Source organism: Duganella sp. HH101 (genome assembly GCF_001758795.1).
Lineage (GTDB): Bacteria > Pseudomonadota > Gammaproteobacteria > Burkholderiales > Burkholderiaceae_D > Rugamonas > Rugamonas rivuli.
The window spans coordinates 291106-306776 of the sequence record NZ_LRON01000005.1; the positions used below are offsets into that span (position 1 = coordinate 291106).

The following is a 15671-nucleotide window of genomic DNA, read 5'->3' on the forward strand; positions in this document are numbered from 1 at the left end:
CGATTTATGGCTTGCGACAGCGCAAGGCGTCGGCGTCTCGGGCCCTGACGATGCTACTCTCAAGCAATTCCTACGCTTACGGTGCTGATCATGGCTAGCAACCACACCCGATTTATCGTATTGGTGACGCTCACTTATCTGGTGCTGGGGACGGCGTGGGTATTGCTGTCGGATCAGTTGCTACCGCTGTCGGAGCCTGGTGTCGTGGTCTGGCTGTCCAGCGCCAAGGGCGTGTTCTTCGTGCTGGGCAGCGCGGCCGGCTATGCGCTGGCGATGCGGGCGGTGGCTGGACCGCACGGCCGCCGCCAGGCCCTGTTTGACGTGGCGGCGCGTGGGCTGGCGCCGTCCACCGGCGGCGGCTGGTACCACTACCCGCTGGCGCTGACGCTGGTCGGCCTGATGCTGGTGATCCGCACTCACATGGGCGGCGACCTGGAAGCACGGCCATTGATGATCCTGTTCATGCTGCCTATTCTGCTCAGCGCGCTGGTCGGCGGGCTGGCGCCCGGCCTGCTGGCGACCTTCGCCGCAGCGGTGGGCACCAAGCTGCTGGTGTTGCAACCGTTGATGAGCGTGCAGTTTGCCCACCAATACGACCTGGTGCAATGGATGATGCTGATCCTGAATGGCGCCGTGGTCAGCGCGCTTAGCGAATTCATGCGTAGTGCCTTGCGCAAGAATGAAGCCGACCGCAGCCTGCTGGCCGGCATCGTCAGCGGCACCTCCGATGCCGTGTTCGTCAAGGATTTGCAGGGGCGTTACCTGCTGGTCAACCATGCGACCGCCGCATTCCTGGGCAAGCCGGCCGAGCAGATTCTCGGCTGCAGCGACGACCAGCTGTTTGCTGTGCACACGGCGGCCGAAGTGATGCGCCAGGACCAGTTGGTGATGAACGGAGGCCAAGCCAAGACGTTCGAAGAGCATGTCGTGTTGCCCGACGGGCGCACCGCGCAGTTCCTGTCGACCAAGGGGCCGCTATGCGATGCGTCGGGGCGGGTGGTGGGCCTGTTCGGCATCGCCCGCGACATCACCGAGCGCAGGCTGGCTGAGGCGCGCATCGAGCGCCTGGCGCTCTTCGATGTGCTGACCGGACTGCCGAACCGGGTACAGCTAGACGAGCGCGCGTGCCAGGCGCTGCAGCAGGCGCAGACCGGCCACCACAAGCTGGCTGTGCTGTTCCTGGATCTGGACCGCTTCAAGGATATTAACGACAGCCTGGGGCACAGCGTTGGCGACGCGCTGCTGGTGACGCTGGCGCGGCGCCTGCGTCTGACCCTGCGCGCCGACGACATGGTGGCGCGGCTGGGCGGGGATGAATTCATCTTCCTGCTTCAAGGCGACGATGTCGAACTGCTGCCGCAGGTAGCGCAGAAGATCCTCGACACCGTGGCCCAGCCCTTCATCATCGACCAGCATGAGCTGTCGGTCAGCGCCTCGATTGGCGTGGCGGTGTATCCGCAGGATGGGCGAGATCTGGAAACGCTGGTGCGCTGCGCCGATTCTGCGATGTACCGCGCCAAGCAGAACGGCCGCAACGGCTATAGCTTCTTCACCTGCGATTTGGAAGACGAGGCGGTACGGCGGCTGCAGATCGTCAACGCGCTGCGCTACGCGATGGAAAACCGGCAGCTCAGCATGGACTACCAGCCGCAGTTCGATGCGCGCGACGGCCGCATCGTCGGCGCCGAAGCGCTGCTGCGCTGGCAGCATCCGACGCTGGGCGCACTGTCGCCGGCCGAGTTCATTCCGGCCGCCGAGGACTGCGGCTTGATGCTGCCCATCGGCGAGTGGGTGCTGCGCCAGGCGGTACGGCAGATGCGGAGCTGGCTCGATCAGGGCATGGCGCCGTTCGTGATGGCGGTGAACCTGTCGGCGACGCAGTTCCGCCATCCCGACCTGCCGCAACTGGTCAGCAGCATCCTGGCGCAGGAAGAGCTGCCGCCGCAGTACCTGGAGCTGGAATTGACCGAAGGCGCGGCGATGCACGATCCACCGGCGGCAATCGCCGTGATGGACCAGCTGCACCAGCGCGGCGTGCGCATGGCGATCGATGATTTCGGCGTGGCCTATTCGTCGCTGAGCTATCTGAAGAAATTCAAGATCTATAAGCTCAAGATCGATCAGTCCTTCGTGCGCGACATCAGCACCGATCCGGAAGACCGGGCCATCGTCTGCGCCATCATCAACCTGGCGCGCAGCCTGGGCCTGCGCACGATTGCCGAAGGCGTTGAGCATGCTACGCAACTGGAGTATTTGCGCGAGCACGGCTGCGATGAAATCCAGGGTTATTACTACAGCCGGCCGCTGACCGCTGCACAGTTCGAGGACTATGTCCGCCAGCAGCAAGCGTGCGCAGCCTAGTCCTGTTCGCCGCCATCGGCGCGCGGATGCAGGCTGGCCCACAGGTGGGCGGCGGCCATGGTGCGGTGGGGGCTGTACTTGGCCAGGATTTTTTCGGTGCGCGGCATGTCCGGCTTGGTCTCTTCCCCCAGCAGGGCTTGCAGCGCGGCGCGGATCGCGACGTCGCCGTGCAGCGAGCAGTCGGCGTAGCCGTAGCCGCGCAGCAGGCCGTAGTTGACGGTCCACGGGCCGATGCCTTTGACGGCCAGCAGCGCGGCCGACACCTGCTCGATGCCGTTCGATGGCGACAGCTCCAGCGGCAGCTCGCCGCTGGCGACCAGGCCGGCCAGACGCAGCAGCGTTTCCGCTTTCGCGCGCGAGAATTTGCGGCTGGTCAGGTCGTCGATCTGCAGCCTGGCCGCATCGGCGGCGGCCGGGTAGCACCACAAGCCGCTGCTGTGCTGCCGGCCGGCCTGCAGGGTGAAGGTGCGGCGCAACGAGATCGCGAACGACAGGTTGATCTGCTGGCCGATGATGGCCCACGTCAGCGCCTCGAACACGGTGGCCGATTGCACGATGCGCAGGCCTGGCTGAGCGCGCGTCAGCGGTCCGAACATCTTGTCCCTGGCGGCGAAGGCCGTGAACGGTTCGGGATCGATGCGCAGGCCGAGGATGCTCAGCGCCGCCTCGCGCACCTGTTCCTGCGCGGCCTTGGACAGCTTGCCGTCGGCATGCACGGTGCAGCTGGCGCTGGTGGGCGCGGCGACGTGGTCGGGGACGATCTCCAGCACCACCGGCACGCCGGCGATCAGCATGCCCTTGCGCAGCCGCTCGGGGCTGACTTCCTCGGCCACGCTTTCGGCGTCGCGGCTGTGGAAGGCCAGTACGTCGTGCAGCCGGTAGTTGGCCGGCAGGGCCAGGGTAAAGGGCTTCACGCGGTCTTGGCCTTGTTCAGGAAGCCGAAGCTGGGACGGAAGCCCGTCACCAGCGCGGTGCCGGTGATGACGACGGCGGCGCCGGCGACGGTGTACCAGCCGACGCTCTCACCGAGGAACAGCATGCCCCACAGGATGCCGAACACCGGGCTGAGGAAGGTGACGGTCAGCGCCGACGACGGGCCGACGTCCTGGATCAAACGGAAGTAGATCAGGTAAGCCACGCCGCTGCACAGCACGCCCAGTGCCAGCACCGCGCCCATGATGCCGATGGTGGGCTCGCCGGGGGCGGGGAAGAAGGGCAGCGCCGGCAGCACCAGCAGCGTCGACGCCCACATCGAGCCGTGCGCGTTGGAGAAGGGCTCGACCGCCTTGGCCTGCTTGGCGTAGTTGCTGGCAATGCCGTAGTTGAAGGAGGCGAACAGCACGGCGGCGATGGCGATGCCGGCGCCGGGCTTGGTGGTGACGTGGTCGAAGCCGACCAGCAGCGCCACGCCGCACGCGCCCAGCACCAGGCCGAGCACCACCTTGGCGCTGACCATCTGGCGGGTCCAGACGGCGCCGATCAGCGTGCCCCACAGCGGCGTGGTGGCGTTCAGCACGGCCAGCAGGGAGGCCGACAGCGTGCGCGCGGCGAAGGCGAACATCAGGAACGGCAGCGCGGAGTTGAACAGGCCGAGGATCAGGTAGTGCTGCCAATGCTGGCGCAGGTTCAGCGGTTTTTTCAGCGCCAGCGCGATCACGGCCAGGAACAGCGACGCGAACAGCACGCGGTACTCGATCAACACGGCGGCGCCCAGCACCGGCGCGGCGATGCGCATGAACAGGAAGGAGCCGCCCCAGATGGCGGCGAGGAAGATCAGGCGGAACAGGTTGGCGGTGCTCATGCGGATTCCAGTGGAGGATGGTTTGCGCTATTGTCCGGTACTGGCCGGTGTAGGGATAGCCGGTTCTTGCTTTTGAATTGTCCGGGCTTGCGGTTTTCTATACCGCGCCGCTCTTCACGGCGCAGGCGTTCTCGCCGGGCGCGGTCGGCGTGGCCGCGTGCGGGATCAGCATCGCGGTCGGCACGCCGTTTTTAATCGCCGTCATTTCGGCCAGGATGGAGATGGCGATTTCGGATGGCGTCTTGCTGCCGATGTACAGGCCGATCGGGCCATGCAGGCGGGCCAGCTGTTCCGGCGTCAGGTCGAACTCCAGCAGCCGCTCGCGGCGCTTGCTGTTGTTCAGGCGCGAGCCGATGGCGCCGACGTAGAAGGCGTCCGACTTCAGCGCCTCCATCAAGGCCAGGTCGTCCAGCTTGGGATCGTGGGTCAGCGCGACCACGGCGCTGCGGCGGTCCAGCTGCATGGACAGCACGATATCGTCGGGCATGTCGTGCACCAGCTGCACGCCGTCGACCTGCCAGCCGGCGCGGTATTCCTCGCGCGGGTCGCAGACGGTGACGTGGTAGTCCATGGCGGTGGCGATCTGCGCCAGGAAGCGCGACAACTGGCCTGCGCCGATAATCAGCAGCCGCCAGCGCGGTCCGTGCAGGCTGACCATGGCGCGTTCGCTGACCTGCATCTGCGCGCCCGGCGCGGCCTTGGACAGCTCCACGTCGCCCGTCTGCAGGTCGAGCCTGCGCTGCACCAGTTCGTGCCGCTCCAGCCGCTCCAGCAGTTCGGCGATGCGGCTGCGATCGGACAGCGGTTCGATGGCCAGCTCGATGGTGCCGCCGCAGGGCAGGCCGAAGCGGTGGGCTTCGTCGGCGGTGATGCCGTAGCTGACGATTTCCGGAATGGCGCGGCGCATGCCTTCGTTGCGGACGCGGGCGATCAGGTCGTCCTCGATGCAGCCGCCCGAGACCGAGCCTATCACCGTGCCATCGTCGCAGATGGCCAGCGTGGCGCCGATGGGCCTTGGACTGGAGCCCCAGGTCTTGATGACGGTGATCAGTTCGCAGCGGTGCCCGGCGGCGATCCACGCTGCGCTGGTTTTGAGTACTTCGAGGTCGATGCTGTCCATGGATGGAATATACTACGGCTCTCTAAAGCTTGCAGGAACTGCCATGACCACTCCCAAGGAAGACGACGGCTCGCCCAAATTCGGCCGCCTGCTGATCGTGCTGATACTCGCCGTGCTGGCATGCGCGGGCCTGACCTGGCTTATGGGGAACGTGTTCCCCAATTTCCCCAACTAAGTTGTTTCAAAACGACCGCAGCGTCGTTGTGGCGCCTCGCCGTGCATTCGCACTGTCTTCGGCGCCACGCCTAGCTGCGCTCATTTTGAAACAACTTAGAAGTCAGGGTTTGCACACGGCCGCCAGCGCGTTGTCGAACGGGCTGTCCGGCACGATGTCTTCCGGGTTGAATTTCTCGTATTTGTAGTTTTCGACCGGTTCGCCCTTGCCCATGGCCTCGGGGTAGAACACTTGCGACAGCAGCACGGTGGTGCGGTCTTCGCAGGAATACAGATGCAGCGCCTTGACCGAACGGTAAGGCTTGCCCTCGGGCGTGGTTTGCGGCTTGCTGAAGCTGCGCATGGACCAGACCTTGCGCGTCTTGTCGGCCTTGATGATGCTGGCCTTGTCGATGTAGAAGACGCCGCCGCCACCGCTGCCCACCTTGGCCCATTGCGCCGCCTGGGCCCAGCTACACATCAGTATCAAGATGATTGCCAACAGGCCCGGCTTGTTCATGGCGGTCTCCGTGCTACGGCACCAGCGGTTTCTTGGCCGCCTGCTTGCCTTTGATTTCGGCGATGGTCTTGTCGATCACCGACAGGCGGTAATTAACGGCGGGATGAATGGCAGTATACCCGTTCAAGACCGTAGCGGGATACTGTCCCGCCATGCGCTGCCAGAAGGCGTGGGCGTGGTCCAGGCTGTAGCCGGCGCGCGCCACCATGTACAGGGACAGGTAGTCGGCCGCAGCGTCGAGCTCCTGCGGCATGGGTTTGACGCCCGCGGTGCCGATCAACATCGTCAGGTCGGGACGCACCGAGACCAGGTTGTCGATGATGCTGCCGACCGTATAGGCCGAGCGTGTCGTGGCGGCGTGGCCCAGCACATTGTGGGCGATGTCCTTGGCCAGCACGTAGGCGATGGCTTCGTCGCTCTGTGCGAAGTTGACCATGCCGCGCGTGATCAGCACGCGCTGGCCGTCGGAGTAGGCGTTGATATTGTCCGAGTTGCCGATGTCGATCTTGAAAGCGCAAGCGCGCGTGACCGGCACGTTGAGCTCCTGGTTGCGGCCATTGCGGGCGACGATCAGGTTGAGCGACTGGTGGCCGGACACCAGCGGACCGAGGATGCTGGCGGCCTGTGTTTCGGCGTTCTGGCCGGTCGGCAGGGTCTTGCCTTCGGCGGCGACCAGGCCGTCGCCCTTGCGCAGGCCGGCGCGCGCGGCGCCGCTGCCGGCCAGCACGCTTGCCACTTCCAGGCGGTCGCCGTAGTTCAGCACCGCTTGCGCGGCGTCGACGAATTCGCCGGTGTACGAGTATTTGTTCTTGGCGGTGAAGCCGAGCAGGTTGCGCGCCTGCGTGCGGCACAGGTCCGCGTTGTTGATCAACAGCGGGCCGGCGATGCGGTACAGGCGGTCCTGCAGCGCCACCATCTGGCTCAAGGCGTCGCGCGCGGCGGCCATCTTGGCGGTGACGACCGGCGGCTGCTCGTTGATGACGCGTGCCACCACCGGTTCGGCCGGCGCGGGCGCGGGCTTGGATTGGAAGGTCGAGCAGGCCGACAGCAGCGAGGCCGCCGCCAGCAGGGACAATGAGGCGGGTTTATTGATCTTGTTTGTCTGCTTGCCCATCCCGGGTCTCCGTCTGTTTTTGTTAGTGTTTGCCGGTGCTGCCGAAACCACCTTCACCGCGTTCGCTGTCGCCGAATTCTTCGACCACGTTGAAGCCGACTTGCAGCACCGGTACGATGATCAGCTGCGCCAGGCGTTCCATCGGGTTCAGCGTGAAGGCGCTGTGGCCGCGGTTCCAGGTCGAGATCATCAACTGGCCCTGATAGTCGGAGTCGATCAAGCCTACCAGATTCCCCAGCACGATGCCGTTTTTGTGGCCCATGCCGCTGCGCGGCAGGATCATGGCGGCGTAGCCAGGATCGGCGACGTGGATCGCCAGGCCGGTTGGAATCAGCACGGTCTGTCCGGCTTCGATGACCATCGGTGCGTCGATGCAGGCGCGCAGATCGAGGCCGGCGGAACCCGGGGTGGCGTAGGCCGGCATCTGGTCTTTCATGCGCGGGTCGAGGATTTTGACGTCGATGTTTTTCATTGCGATGTTGTTTATTGATTACTTCTTAATTATTTTGCGAAGAGCGAGTGCTGGGAGATCCGTTTCGAGATCTCGGAAATCAGTTGGCGCGCCAGCGTCAGTTTGTCGGCGCGCGGCAGTATGGTGTGGCCGTTTTCATCGAACAGGATGATGGTGTTGTCGTCCTGGCCGAAGGTGTGGTGGCCGATATTCCCTACTAGCAGGGGGATGCCTTTTTTCTCGCGCTTGTCGGCGCCGAACTGGATCAGGTTCTCCGATTCGGCGGCGAAGCCCACGCAGTACGGATGGCCGGCCAGCGTGGTGCGGGCGGCGACGGTGGCGAGGATGTCCGGATTCTGTTCGAACTTCAGGTCCGGCACGGAGCCGTCCGGGTTCTTCTTCAGTTTCTGTTCGCTGGAGTTGGACACGCGCCAGTCGGCCACCGCCGCCACCGCGATGAAGATGTGCTGGTGGTCGACATTGGCCATCACCGCGTCGTGCATCTGCAGCGCGCTTTGCACGTTGATGCGGGTAACGCCGAATGGCGCCGGCAGCGCGGTCGGTCCCGATACCAGAATGACTTCGGCGCCGGCTTCGCGCGCGGCGCGGGCCACGGCGTAGCCCATCTTGCCCGAGGACAGATTGGTGATGCCGCGCACCGGGTCGATAGGCTCGAAAGTCGGGCCGGCGGTGATCAGGATGCGCTTGCCCGCCAGGACCTTCTGCTGGAAGGAGGCGATCAGTTCTTCCAGCAGCTGCGCAGGTTCCAGCATGCGGCCCATGCCCACTTCGCCGCAGGCCTGGTCGCCGGACGCAGGGCCGAACAGCACGATGCCGTCGTCGCGCAGCTGCTGCGCGTTGCGCTGGGTGGCGGGGTTCTGCCACATCTCCACGTTCATGGCCGGCGCCACCAGCAGCGGCACCAGGCGCGGACGCGCCAGGCACATGGTCGACAGCAGGTCGTCGCAGACGCCGTGCGCCAGCTTGTACATGAAGTCCGCCGAGCAGGGCACGATCAGGATGGCGTCGGCGTCGCGGGTGACGTCGATGTGGGCCATGTTGTTGTCGACGCGCGGATCCCACTGGCTGCTGAATACCTTGTTGCCGGACAGCGCCTGCATGGTGACGGCGGTGATGAAGTGGGCGGCGGCGTCGGTCATCACGACCTGCACCGAGGCGCCGGCCTTGGTCAGCGCGCGGCACAGTTCCGCCGCCTTGTAGCAGGCCACGCCGCCGGTCAGGCCGAGGACGATTTTCTTGCCGGTCAATTCCATCATGATGCGCTACTCCAGTTAGTGCGATCTTACTTGTTCACCCGGCGCAGCTCATCGAGGATGAACAGCGCCGCGCCGATGCAGATGGCCGAGTCGGCGATGTTAAACGCCGGGAAGTGGCCCAATCCGCTCCAGTGGAAATCGAGGAAGTCGACCACGTGGCCGTACAGGATGCGGTCGATGACGTTGCCGATGGCGCCGCCCAGGATCAGCGACAGGGCCCACGAGAACATGCGCTGGCTGCCGTGCTTTTTCAGCAGGACGATGATCCACGCCGCCGCGCCCAGGGCGATGGCGGTGAAGAAGTAGCGCTGCCATCCGCCGCTGTTCTGCAGGAAGCTGAAGGCCGCGCCCTTGTTATAGGCCAGCACCAGGTTGAAGAAGGAGGTGATGACTTTCTCTTCACCGAGCTGGAAGGTCTTGGTGATGGTGATCTTGGAGAGCTGGTCGAACAGGACGACGATGGCGGCGATGCCGAGCCATGGCGTCAGGCTGGCCGAGGATTTGGTCGGGAAGATTTTTTTGGTGGCCATAAAATTTCAGGTTGGTTCGTGGCGACGGTGCCGCCGCTCCCGGTGGGAACGGCGGCCCTCATATTAAGCGAACTTGCGTTTTTCGCCCGCACCGAACAGATTGCTGTGGCAACGGCCGCACAGGGTAGGGTGGTCCGCATGCGAACCGACGTCGGCGCGGTAGTGCCAGCAGCGCTCGCACTTGGCGGCGCTGGAGGCGGCCACTTCGACCGCTTCTTCCGCTTCGCTCTCCACCTGCACCGCTTGCGCGGCCGAGGTGATGAAGACGAACTTCAGGTCGTCGTCCAGGCTGGCCAGCAGCTGGTACTTGTCGCCGGCGGCCTTGATGGTCAGTTCCGCCTGCAGCGAGGAGCCGATGGCGCCCGAGGTGCGCACGTCTTCCAGCTGCTTGGTGACGTCGGCGCGGACCGCGCGCAGGGCCGTGTACTTGGCCAGCAGGGCGGCCGCGTCGGCCGCTTCCGGCAGCTTCCACCAGGTCTGCGTGAAGATGGTTTCGTCGCTGGCCTTGTAAGCCTCTTCGCCGGCGAAGATCGCCCATGCTTCTTCCGCCGTGAACGACAGCGCCGGCGCCATCACGCGCAGCAGGCTTTGCGTGATGTGCCACAGCGCGGTCTGCGCCGAGCGGCGCGCGTGCGAGCTGACGGCGGTGGTGTACAGGCGATCCTTCAGCACGTCCAGGTAGAAGCCGCCCAGGTCTTCCGAGCAGAAGTTCTGCAGCTTGGAGTAGACCGGCTGGAATTCATACTGCATGTAGTGCTCGGCGATTTCCGCCTGCAGCGCGGCCATGTTGGCGACGGCGTAGCGGTCGATTTCCAGCATGTCGTCGATCGCCACCGCGTCCTTGGCGGCGTCGAAGTCGGACAGGTTGGCCAGCAGGAAGCGCAGCGTGTTGCGGATGCGGCGATAGGCTTCGGTGACGCGCTTGAGGATCTCGTCGGAGATCGACAGTTCGCCGGTGTAGTCGGTGGTGGCGACCCACAGGCGCAGCATGTCGGCGCCCAGCTTGTTCCAGACGTCCTGCGGCGCGATGGTGTTGCCGATCGACTTGGACATCTTCTTGCCTTCGCCGTCGACCACGAAGCCGTGGGTCAGCAGCGCCTTGTACGGCGGGGCGCCGTTCAGCATCGAGGAGGTCAGCAGCGAGGAGTGGAACCAGCCGCGGTGCTGGTCGGAGCCTTCCAGGTACAGGTCGGCCGGGAAGGCCGACTGCTCCTTGTGCGAGCCGCGCAGCACGGTCTGGTGGGTCGAGCCGGAATCGAACCAGACGTCCAGCGTGTCCTTGTTCTTTTCGTAGCTTGCCGCTTCGTCGCCGATCAGGTCTTTCAGGTCCAGCGCCAGCCAGGCGTCGATGCCGCTCTTCTCGATCAGCTGCGCGACCTGTTCCAGCAGTTCCGGGGTGCGCGGATGCAGCGCGCCGGTTTCCTTGTGGACCACGAAGGCCATCGGCACGCCCCACTGGCGTTGACGCGACAGGGTCCAGTCGGGACGGTTGGCGATCATGCCGTGCAGGCGCGCCTTGCCCCAGTCCGGGAAGAACTTGGTTTCGTCGATGCCTTTGAGCGCGGTTTCGCGCAGCGTGTGGCCGCCGTCTTTCGGCTTCACATCCATGCCGGCGAACCACTGCGAGGTGGCGCGGTAGATGATCGGCGTCTTGTGGCGCCAGCAGTGCATGTAGCTGTGGTCGAACATCTTCACTTCGAACAGCGCGCCCACTTCCTTCAGCGCGTTGCAGATCGGCTTGGAGGCTTCCCAGATCGTCATGCCGCCGAACAGCGGCAGCGAGGCGGCGAATTTGCCGTCGCCCATCACCGGGGTCAGGATGTTCTCGTCCTTCATGCCGTGCGCGCGGCAGGAGATAAAGTCGTCCAGGCCGTAGGCTGGCGCCGAGTGCACCACGCCGGTACCGCTTTCGGTGGTCACGTATTCGGCCAGGTACATCGGCGACAGGCGGTCGAAGAAGGCGTCGGACGCGTGCAGCGGGTGGCGGAAGCTGATGCCGGCCAGCGCCGCGCCGTGGCAGGTGGCGATGGTCGTGCCTTCGAGCTTGTAGCGCGCCAGGCAGGCTTCCACCAGGTCTTGCGCCAGGATCAGCAGCAAAGGCTGGCCGTCACGCTCGGTCTGCACCAGCGAGTAGATCACTTCGGCGTTGACGTTCAGCGCCTGGTTGGACGGGATGGTCCACGGGGTGGTGGTCCAGATGACGATGAAGCCGTTTTCGGTCGGCAGCTTGTCCAGGCTGAAGGCGGCGGCCAGCTTGTCGAATTCGGCGAACTTGAAGCCGACGTCGATGGCCGGGTCGCGCTTGTCCTGGTATTCCACTTCGGCTTCCGCCAGGGCGGACTGGCAGTCGAAGCACCAGTTGACCGGCTTCAGGCCGCGATAGACGTAGCCTTTTTCCAGCAGCTGGCCGAGGGCGCGCAGTTCGTCGGCCTCGTTCGAGTAGTTCATGGTCAGGTAAGGGTTCTGCCATTCGCCCAGCACGCCCAGGCGGATGAAGTCCTTGCGCTGGCGGTCGACCTGCTCCAGCGCGTAGGCGCGGGCCTTGGTCAGTACTTCGGCGGTCGGCAGGTTCTTGCCGTATTGTTTTTCGATCTGGATCTCGATCGGCATGCCGTGGCAATCCCAGCCCGGCACGTAGGGCGCGTCGTAGCCGGCCATGCCGCGGGCCTTGACCACCATGTCTTTCAGGATCTTGTTGACGGCGTGGCCGATGTGGATGTCGCCGTTGGCGTACGGTGGGCCGTCGTGCAGGATGAATTTCGGACGGCCGGCGGCGGCTTTGCGCACGCGCTCGTAGATCTTCTTGTCCTGCCAGTCCTTGACCCAGTTCGGTTCGCGCTTGGCCATATCGCCGCGCATCGGGAATGGGGTTTCGGTCATGTTGACCGGGTATTTACTTTCAGGCTTCTTTGCAGATTTGTTATCGGACATGGTTATCTTCAGTGATTTTTATTCGGGGAGTTCTGTGTAGCCGGCGCGCGTAGCTGGTCGCGCGGTTAAATTCGGTCGGTGGCCGTGGTGGCGCCGTCGCGCTCTTTGAAGCGTTCGGCAAAATACGCACGCGCCTGGAGGGCGTCGCGGTCGATGGCGGCGGTCAGCGTCGGCAGGTCGATGTATTTTTCTTCGTCGCGTATCTTGTGCAGGAACTCGACGCGCACCTGTTTGCCGTAGCAGTTCCGGGAGAAGTCGAATATATGGACTTCCAGCAGCACGCGGCCGCTGTCGTCGACGGTGGGGCGCACGCCCAGGCTGGCGACGGCCGGCAAGGGCTGCTCGGCCAGGCCGTGCACCTGCACGATGAAGATGCCGGACAGCGCGGGGCGGTGCGGCACGCGCAGGTTCAGCGTCGGGAAGCCCAGCGTGCGGCCCAGCTTCTGGCCGTGGATCACGTGGCCGGAAATGGCGTAGGGATGGCCCAGCAGCGCCTCGGCATGCACGAAGTCGCCCTCGGCCAGCGCGGCGCGCACGGCGGAGGAGGAGATGCGGGTGCTGCCGTTCATCACGGTCGGCAGGGTCTCGACGTGGAAGCCGTAGTGCTTGCCGGCTTCCTGCAGCATCTGCACGTTGCCGGCGCGGCGGGCGCCGTAGCAGAAGTCGTCGCCGACCATCAGCCATTTGACGTGCAGGCCTTCGACCAATACCTTCTCGGTGAATTCCTGCGGCGTCAGGGCGGCGAACGGCGCCGAGAAGTGCTCGACGATGACGCGGTCGATGCCGTTGTCGGACAGCGATTGCAGCTTGTCGCGCAGGTTGGCGATGCGCGGCGGCGCCTTCGACAGGTCGCCGGCCTTGTGCGCGAAGAATTCGCGCGGGTGCGGTTCGAAGGTCATCACGGCCGCTTCCAGCCCGAGGCCGGAGGCAGCCGCGCGCACGCGGCCCAGCAATGCCTGGTGGCCGAGATGGACACCGTCAAAGTTGCCTATCGTGAGCGCGCAGGGCGCACGCGCCGCTGCATTGGGTAGACCTCGAAATACCTTCATGGGAATCTGGGGGGAAACTGTCGCTAAATGGAGGATTATACGGTTTGTTTGCGGTAGCCGACAGTTATCGCGGGAAAAGCAGTGGCTCGGCATAAAAAAAGCGCTGTCCGGCGCGGGGCCGGACAGCGCTTTTGCGCATCGAACCAGACGATTACATCGGGTGATTGATGTTCAGGGTCCAGTAGCGGGCCAGGTCGGCGGTGCCGTCCTTGCCTTTGACCGATTTCAGCGTGGCCAGTGCGGCGGCTTTCTTGCCGGCGATGGACTGGGCGATACCCTGGTGCAGCTTGACGGCTTCAGGATTTTTCGCGGTGCCCAGCTTGACAGCCTGGTCCAGCAGCGCCAGGCCTTTGTCGGCCTTGCCGGCGGAAACCAGGGCGTAGCCCATGTTGGCCAGCGCGTCGGCGTCCTTGTTCTTGACGGCTTCGGCTTCCAGCGTGGCTTGCTTGGCGTCGAACTCGGCCTGGGTCTTGGCGGCCAGGTCTTTCAGACGCTGGTGGCGGGCGGCGTCGGAACCGGTGCCCAGCGCGCCTTTCTTGTAGCCTTGATCGATGATCTTGATCGCTTCGGCAGGATTGCCCGCTTGCAGCGACAGCTGCGACATTTCCATGTACTCGTTCGGCTTGGACAGCAGGCCGTTGGCCAGGCGCAGGCGCAGCACGTCCAGCGACAGCGACGAGGCGAAGCCTGGCTTGCCCGAAACGCGGTTCAGCAGGTCGGCCCAGTAGGTGCTCTTAGGATACGAACCGGCCAGCTTTTCCAGGGTCTGGACGTAGCCTTCCTTGTCGTTCTGCTTGAGCTGGATGTTGGCCAGCATGCCCAGTTGGGCTTCGCTCAGGTTTTTCGAGCCTTGCAGTTCCTTGGCCGCTTCGGCGTACTTGCCGGAGGTGTAGTAGATCTGGGTCAGGTATTCATGCGCCTGGGTGTTGCCTGGATTGTCTTTCAGCACGCGCTGGAACCAGGTGATCGCTTTTGGGTAGTCCTTGGCGCGGTAGTAAATGCCGGCCAGGGCTTCGGAGAATTTCGGGGCTTCGGCAGCGGACAGCTTGCCGGAATTGATCACTGCTTCGAAGGCGCGGGCGGCGGCGTCGTTATCGCCGGCGGCGGTAGCGGCCGAAGCGCGGGTGCGTTCGATCAGGTAGGTTTCATTCGGGGTCTTGCCACCGACAGCGTCGGCTTCTTTCAGTTTGGCCAGTGCTTCTTTGTTCTTGCCTGCCGCAGCCAGTTTCTGCGCTTCCTGCAATGGTTTGCCGATTTCAGCACGCACCGCGTCGGCCGCGTAGGCAACCGAGGAAAAACCTGCCAGAGGAGCTGCTGCTGTGAAACCAATAGCGGCCATTACCAGGCCGAGATGAGCGAGACGAAACTTGGTCATGGGTAAGTTTTCTTTCATCAAAATGCGAAATAGGCAGGAATGGTCCTGCCTATCGTTGAACATAGAACTGATTATTGGAACTGTTCGTTGCCGACCAGGCCAATCTTGGTCACGCCGAGACGCTGGGCCGCAGCCATCACGCCTGCCACGACTTTATACGATACCAGCTTGTTCGGACGCAGATGCACTTCCGGCTGGTCAGCTTGCGCTGCGACATCGGTCAGTTTCGCTTCCAGGGTGCCGCGGTCAGGAACGACAGCGTTATCCCACAGAATCGTACCGTCGAAGTCGACGTCAATCGTGATCACCACAGGTTCCTTGACAGGCGGAGGCGGGGTGCCGACCGGCATGTTCAGGTTGACCGAGTGGTTGGCCTTCGGAATCGTAATGATCATCATGATAATCAGCACCAACATCACATCGATGAGGGGCGTCATGTTCATTTCCATCATTGGTTCCGGATCCGCGCCACCGCTTGGGGAGCCGACATTCATACTCATGGTGTTTCCTTTTAAGAAGGGCAGGCCCGGACTCCAGGCCTGCGATGCACTATTCGGGCATTAACCCTTATCAGGCGGTTCGGTGATGAAGCCGACCTTCTGAATACCAGCGCGCTGGGTAGTGTAAATAACCTTGCCGATTGCCTCGTAGCGAGTTTCTTGGTCGCCACGTACATGCACTTCCGGCTGAGGCAACTTCACTGCTTCCACCTTCAGAAAATCGAACAACTCATTCGCGTCGCGCATTTTCTTCTGATTCCAGTAGATGTCGCCATCCTTGCTTACAACGATGTTGACATCTTCCGGCTTGGTCTGAATAACCTGGTTGGCTTCTTCTGGCAGCTGGATCTTGATCAGCTTCAGAACAACCGGGCTCGTGATCAGGAAGATAATCAGCAGAACCAACATGATGTCCACCAGGGGCGTCGTGTTGATTTCTGACATGACTTGATCTTCGTCTCCGCTATCGGAGCCTACGGACATCGACAT

Annotated in this window: 15 protein-coding genes; 2 read left to right on the top strand and 13 right to left on the bottom strand. The window is 63.8% G+C overall.

The annotated features are described in order from the left end of the window. The first annotated feature begins 90 nt into the window (after positions 1-90). Positions 91-2361, top strand: a complete 2271-nt coding sequence (locus tag DUGA2_RS10870; protein WP_141753231.1) for a bifunctional diguanylate cyclase/phosphodiesterase — start codon at positions 91-93, stop codon at positions 2359-2361. Here DUGA2_RS10870 and DUGA2_RS10875 read toward each other — a convergent pair. From DUGA2_RS10875 to DUGA2_RS10885, 3 genes are all read right to left on the bottom strand, one after another. Further along, positions 2358-3275, bottom strand: a complete 918-nt coding sequence (locus DUGA2_RS10875; protein WP_070269301.1) for a DNA-3-methyladenine glycosylase 2 — start codon at positions 3273-3275, stop codon at positions 2358-2360. The two genes, DUGA2_RS10870 and DUGA2_RS10875, sit on opposite strands and share 4 nt — an antisense overlap. Next, positions 3272-4162 carry a DMT family transporter gene (locus tag DUGA2_RS10880; protein WP_070269302.1) on the bottom strand — a complete coding sequence of 297 codons (891 nt, stop codon included), beginning with the start codon at positions 4160-4162 and terminating at the stop codon, positions 3272-3274. Before DUGA2_RS10880 ends, DUGA2_RS10875 begins: the two co-directional genes overlap by 4 nt. A gap of 97 nt (positions 4163-4259) precedes the next feature. Next, entirely contained in the window at positions 4260-5282 is a 1023-nt protein-coding gene (locus DUGA2_RS10885; protein WP_070269303.1) for an XdhC family protein, read from the bottom strand. 43 nt (positions 5283-5325) lie between these two features. On the opposite strand from DUGA2_RS10885, the gene DUGA2_RS34785 reads away from it, so the two are divergent. Further along, positions 5326-5457 carry a hypothetical protein gene (locus tag DUGA2_RS34785; protein ID WP_008451449.1) on the top strand — a complete coding sequence of 44 codons (132 nt, stop codon included), beginning with the start codon at positions 5326-5328 and terminating at the stop codon, positions 5455-5457. 102 nt (positions 5458-5559) lie between these two features. On the opposite strand, the gene DUGA2_RS10890 is transcribed toward DUGA2_RS34785, so the two are convergent. The 10 genes from DUGA2_RS10890 to DUGA2_RS10935 all read right to left on the bottom strand — a co-directional run bounded on the left by DUGA2_RS10890 (position 5560) and on the right by DUGA2_RS10935 (position 15671). After that, positions 5560-5955: a surface-adhesin E family protein gene (locus DUGA2_RS10890; RefSeq protein ID WP_070269304.1), complete on the bottom strand. Its 396-nt coding sequence runs from the start codon at positions 5953-5955 to the stop codon at positions 5560-5562. A gap of 13 nt (positions 5956-5968) precedes the next feature. After that, positions 5969-7069: a M48 family metallopeptidase gene (locus tag DUGA2_RS10895; protein WP_070269305.1), complete on the bottom strand. Its 1101-nt coding sequence runs from the start codon at positions 7067-7069 to the stop codon at positions 5969-5971. A 22-nt stretch (positions 7070-7091) separates the two neighbouring features. After that, a complete protein-coding gene (dut, locus tag DUGA2_RS10900; RefSeq protein WP_008451445.1) occupies positions 7092-7541 on the bottom strand; it encodes a dUTP diphosphatase in 450 nt (149 codons plus the stop codon). A gap of 29 nt (positions 7542-7570) precedes the next feature. Beyond that, positions 7571-8794 (bottom strand): bifunctional phosphopantothenoylcysteine decarboxylase/phosphopantothenate--cysteine ligase CoaBC, encoded by a 1224-nt coding sequence (gene coaBC / locus DUGA2_RS10905; protein WP_210402551.1) that lies wholly within the window; start codon positions 8792-8794, stop codon positions 7571-7573. Between the two features lie 29 nt (positions 8795-8823). Continuing rightward, the gene (lspA, locus tag DUGA2_RS10910; RefSeq protein ID WP_008451443.1) at positions 8824-9327 is read right to left on the bottom strand and encodes a signal peptidase II; all 504 of its coding nucleotides are present in this window, start codon (positions 9325-9327) and stop codon (positions 8824-8826) included. A gap of 63 nt (positions 9328-9390) precedes the next feature. Further along, positions 9391-12258 carry an isoleucine--tRNA ligase gene (gene ileS / locus DUGA2_RS10915; protein ID WP_070269307.1) on the bottom strand — a complete coding sequence of 956 codons (2868 nt, stop codon included), beginning with the start codon at positions 12256-12258 and terminating at the stop codon, positions 9391-9393. A 65-nt stretch (positions 12259-12323) separates the two neighbouring features. Further along, entirely contained in the window at positions 12324-13307 is a 984-nt protein-coding gene (locus DUGA2_RS10920; RefSeq protein ID WP_070269308.1) for a bifunctional riboflavin kinase/FAD synthetase, read from the bottom strand. A 151-nt stretch (positions 13308-13458) separates the two neighbouring features. Further along, entirely contained in the window at positions 13459-14682 is a 1224-nt protein-coding gene (locus DUGA2_RS10925) for a tetratricopeptide repeat protein (protein ID WP_229214662.1), read from the bottom strand. A 71-nt stretch (positions 14683-14753) separates the two neighbouring features. Continuing rightward, positions 14754-15182: a biopolymer transporter ExbD gene (locus DUGA2_RS10930; protein WP_210402548.1), complete on the bottom strand. Its 429-nt coding sequence runs from the start codon at positions 15180-15182 to the stop codon at positions 14754-14756. Between the two features lie 60 nt (positions 15183-15242). Further along, complete coding sequence (locus DUGA2_RS10935) at positions 15243-15671, bottom strand: biopolymer transporter ExbD (protein WP_070269311.1); 429 nt, start codon at positions 15669-15671, stop codon at positions 15243-15245.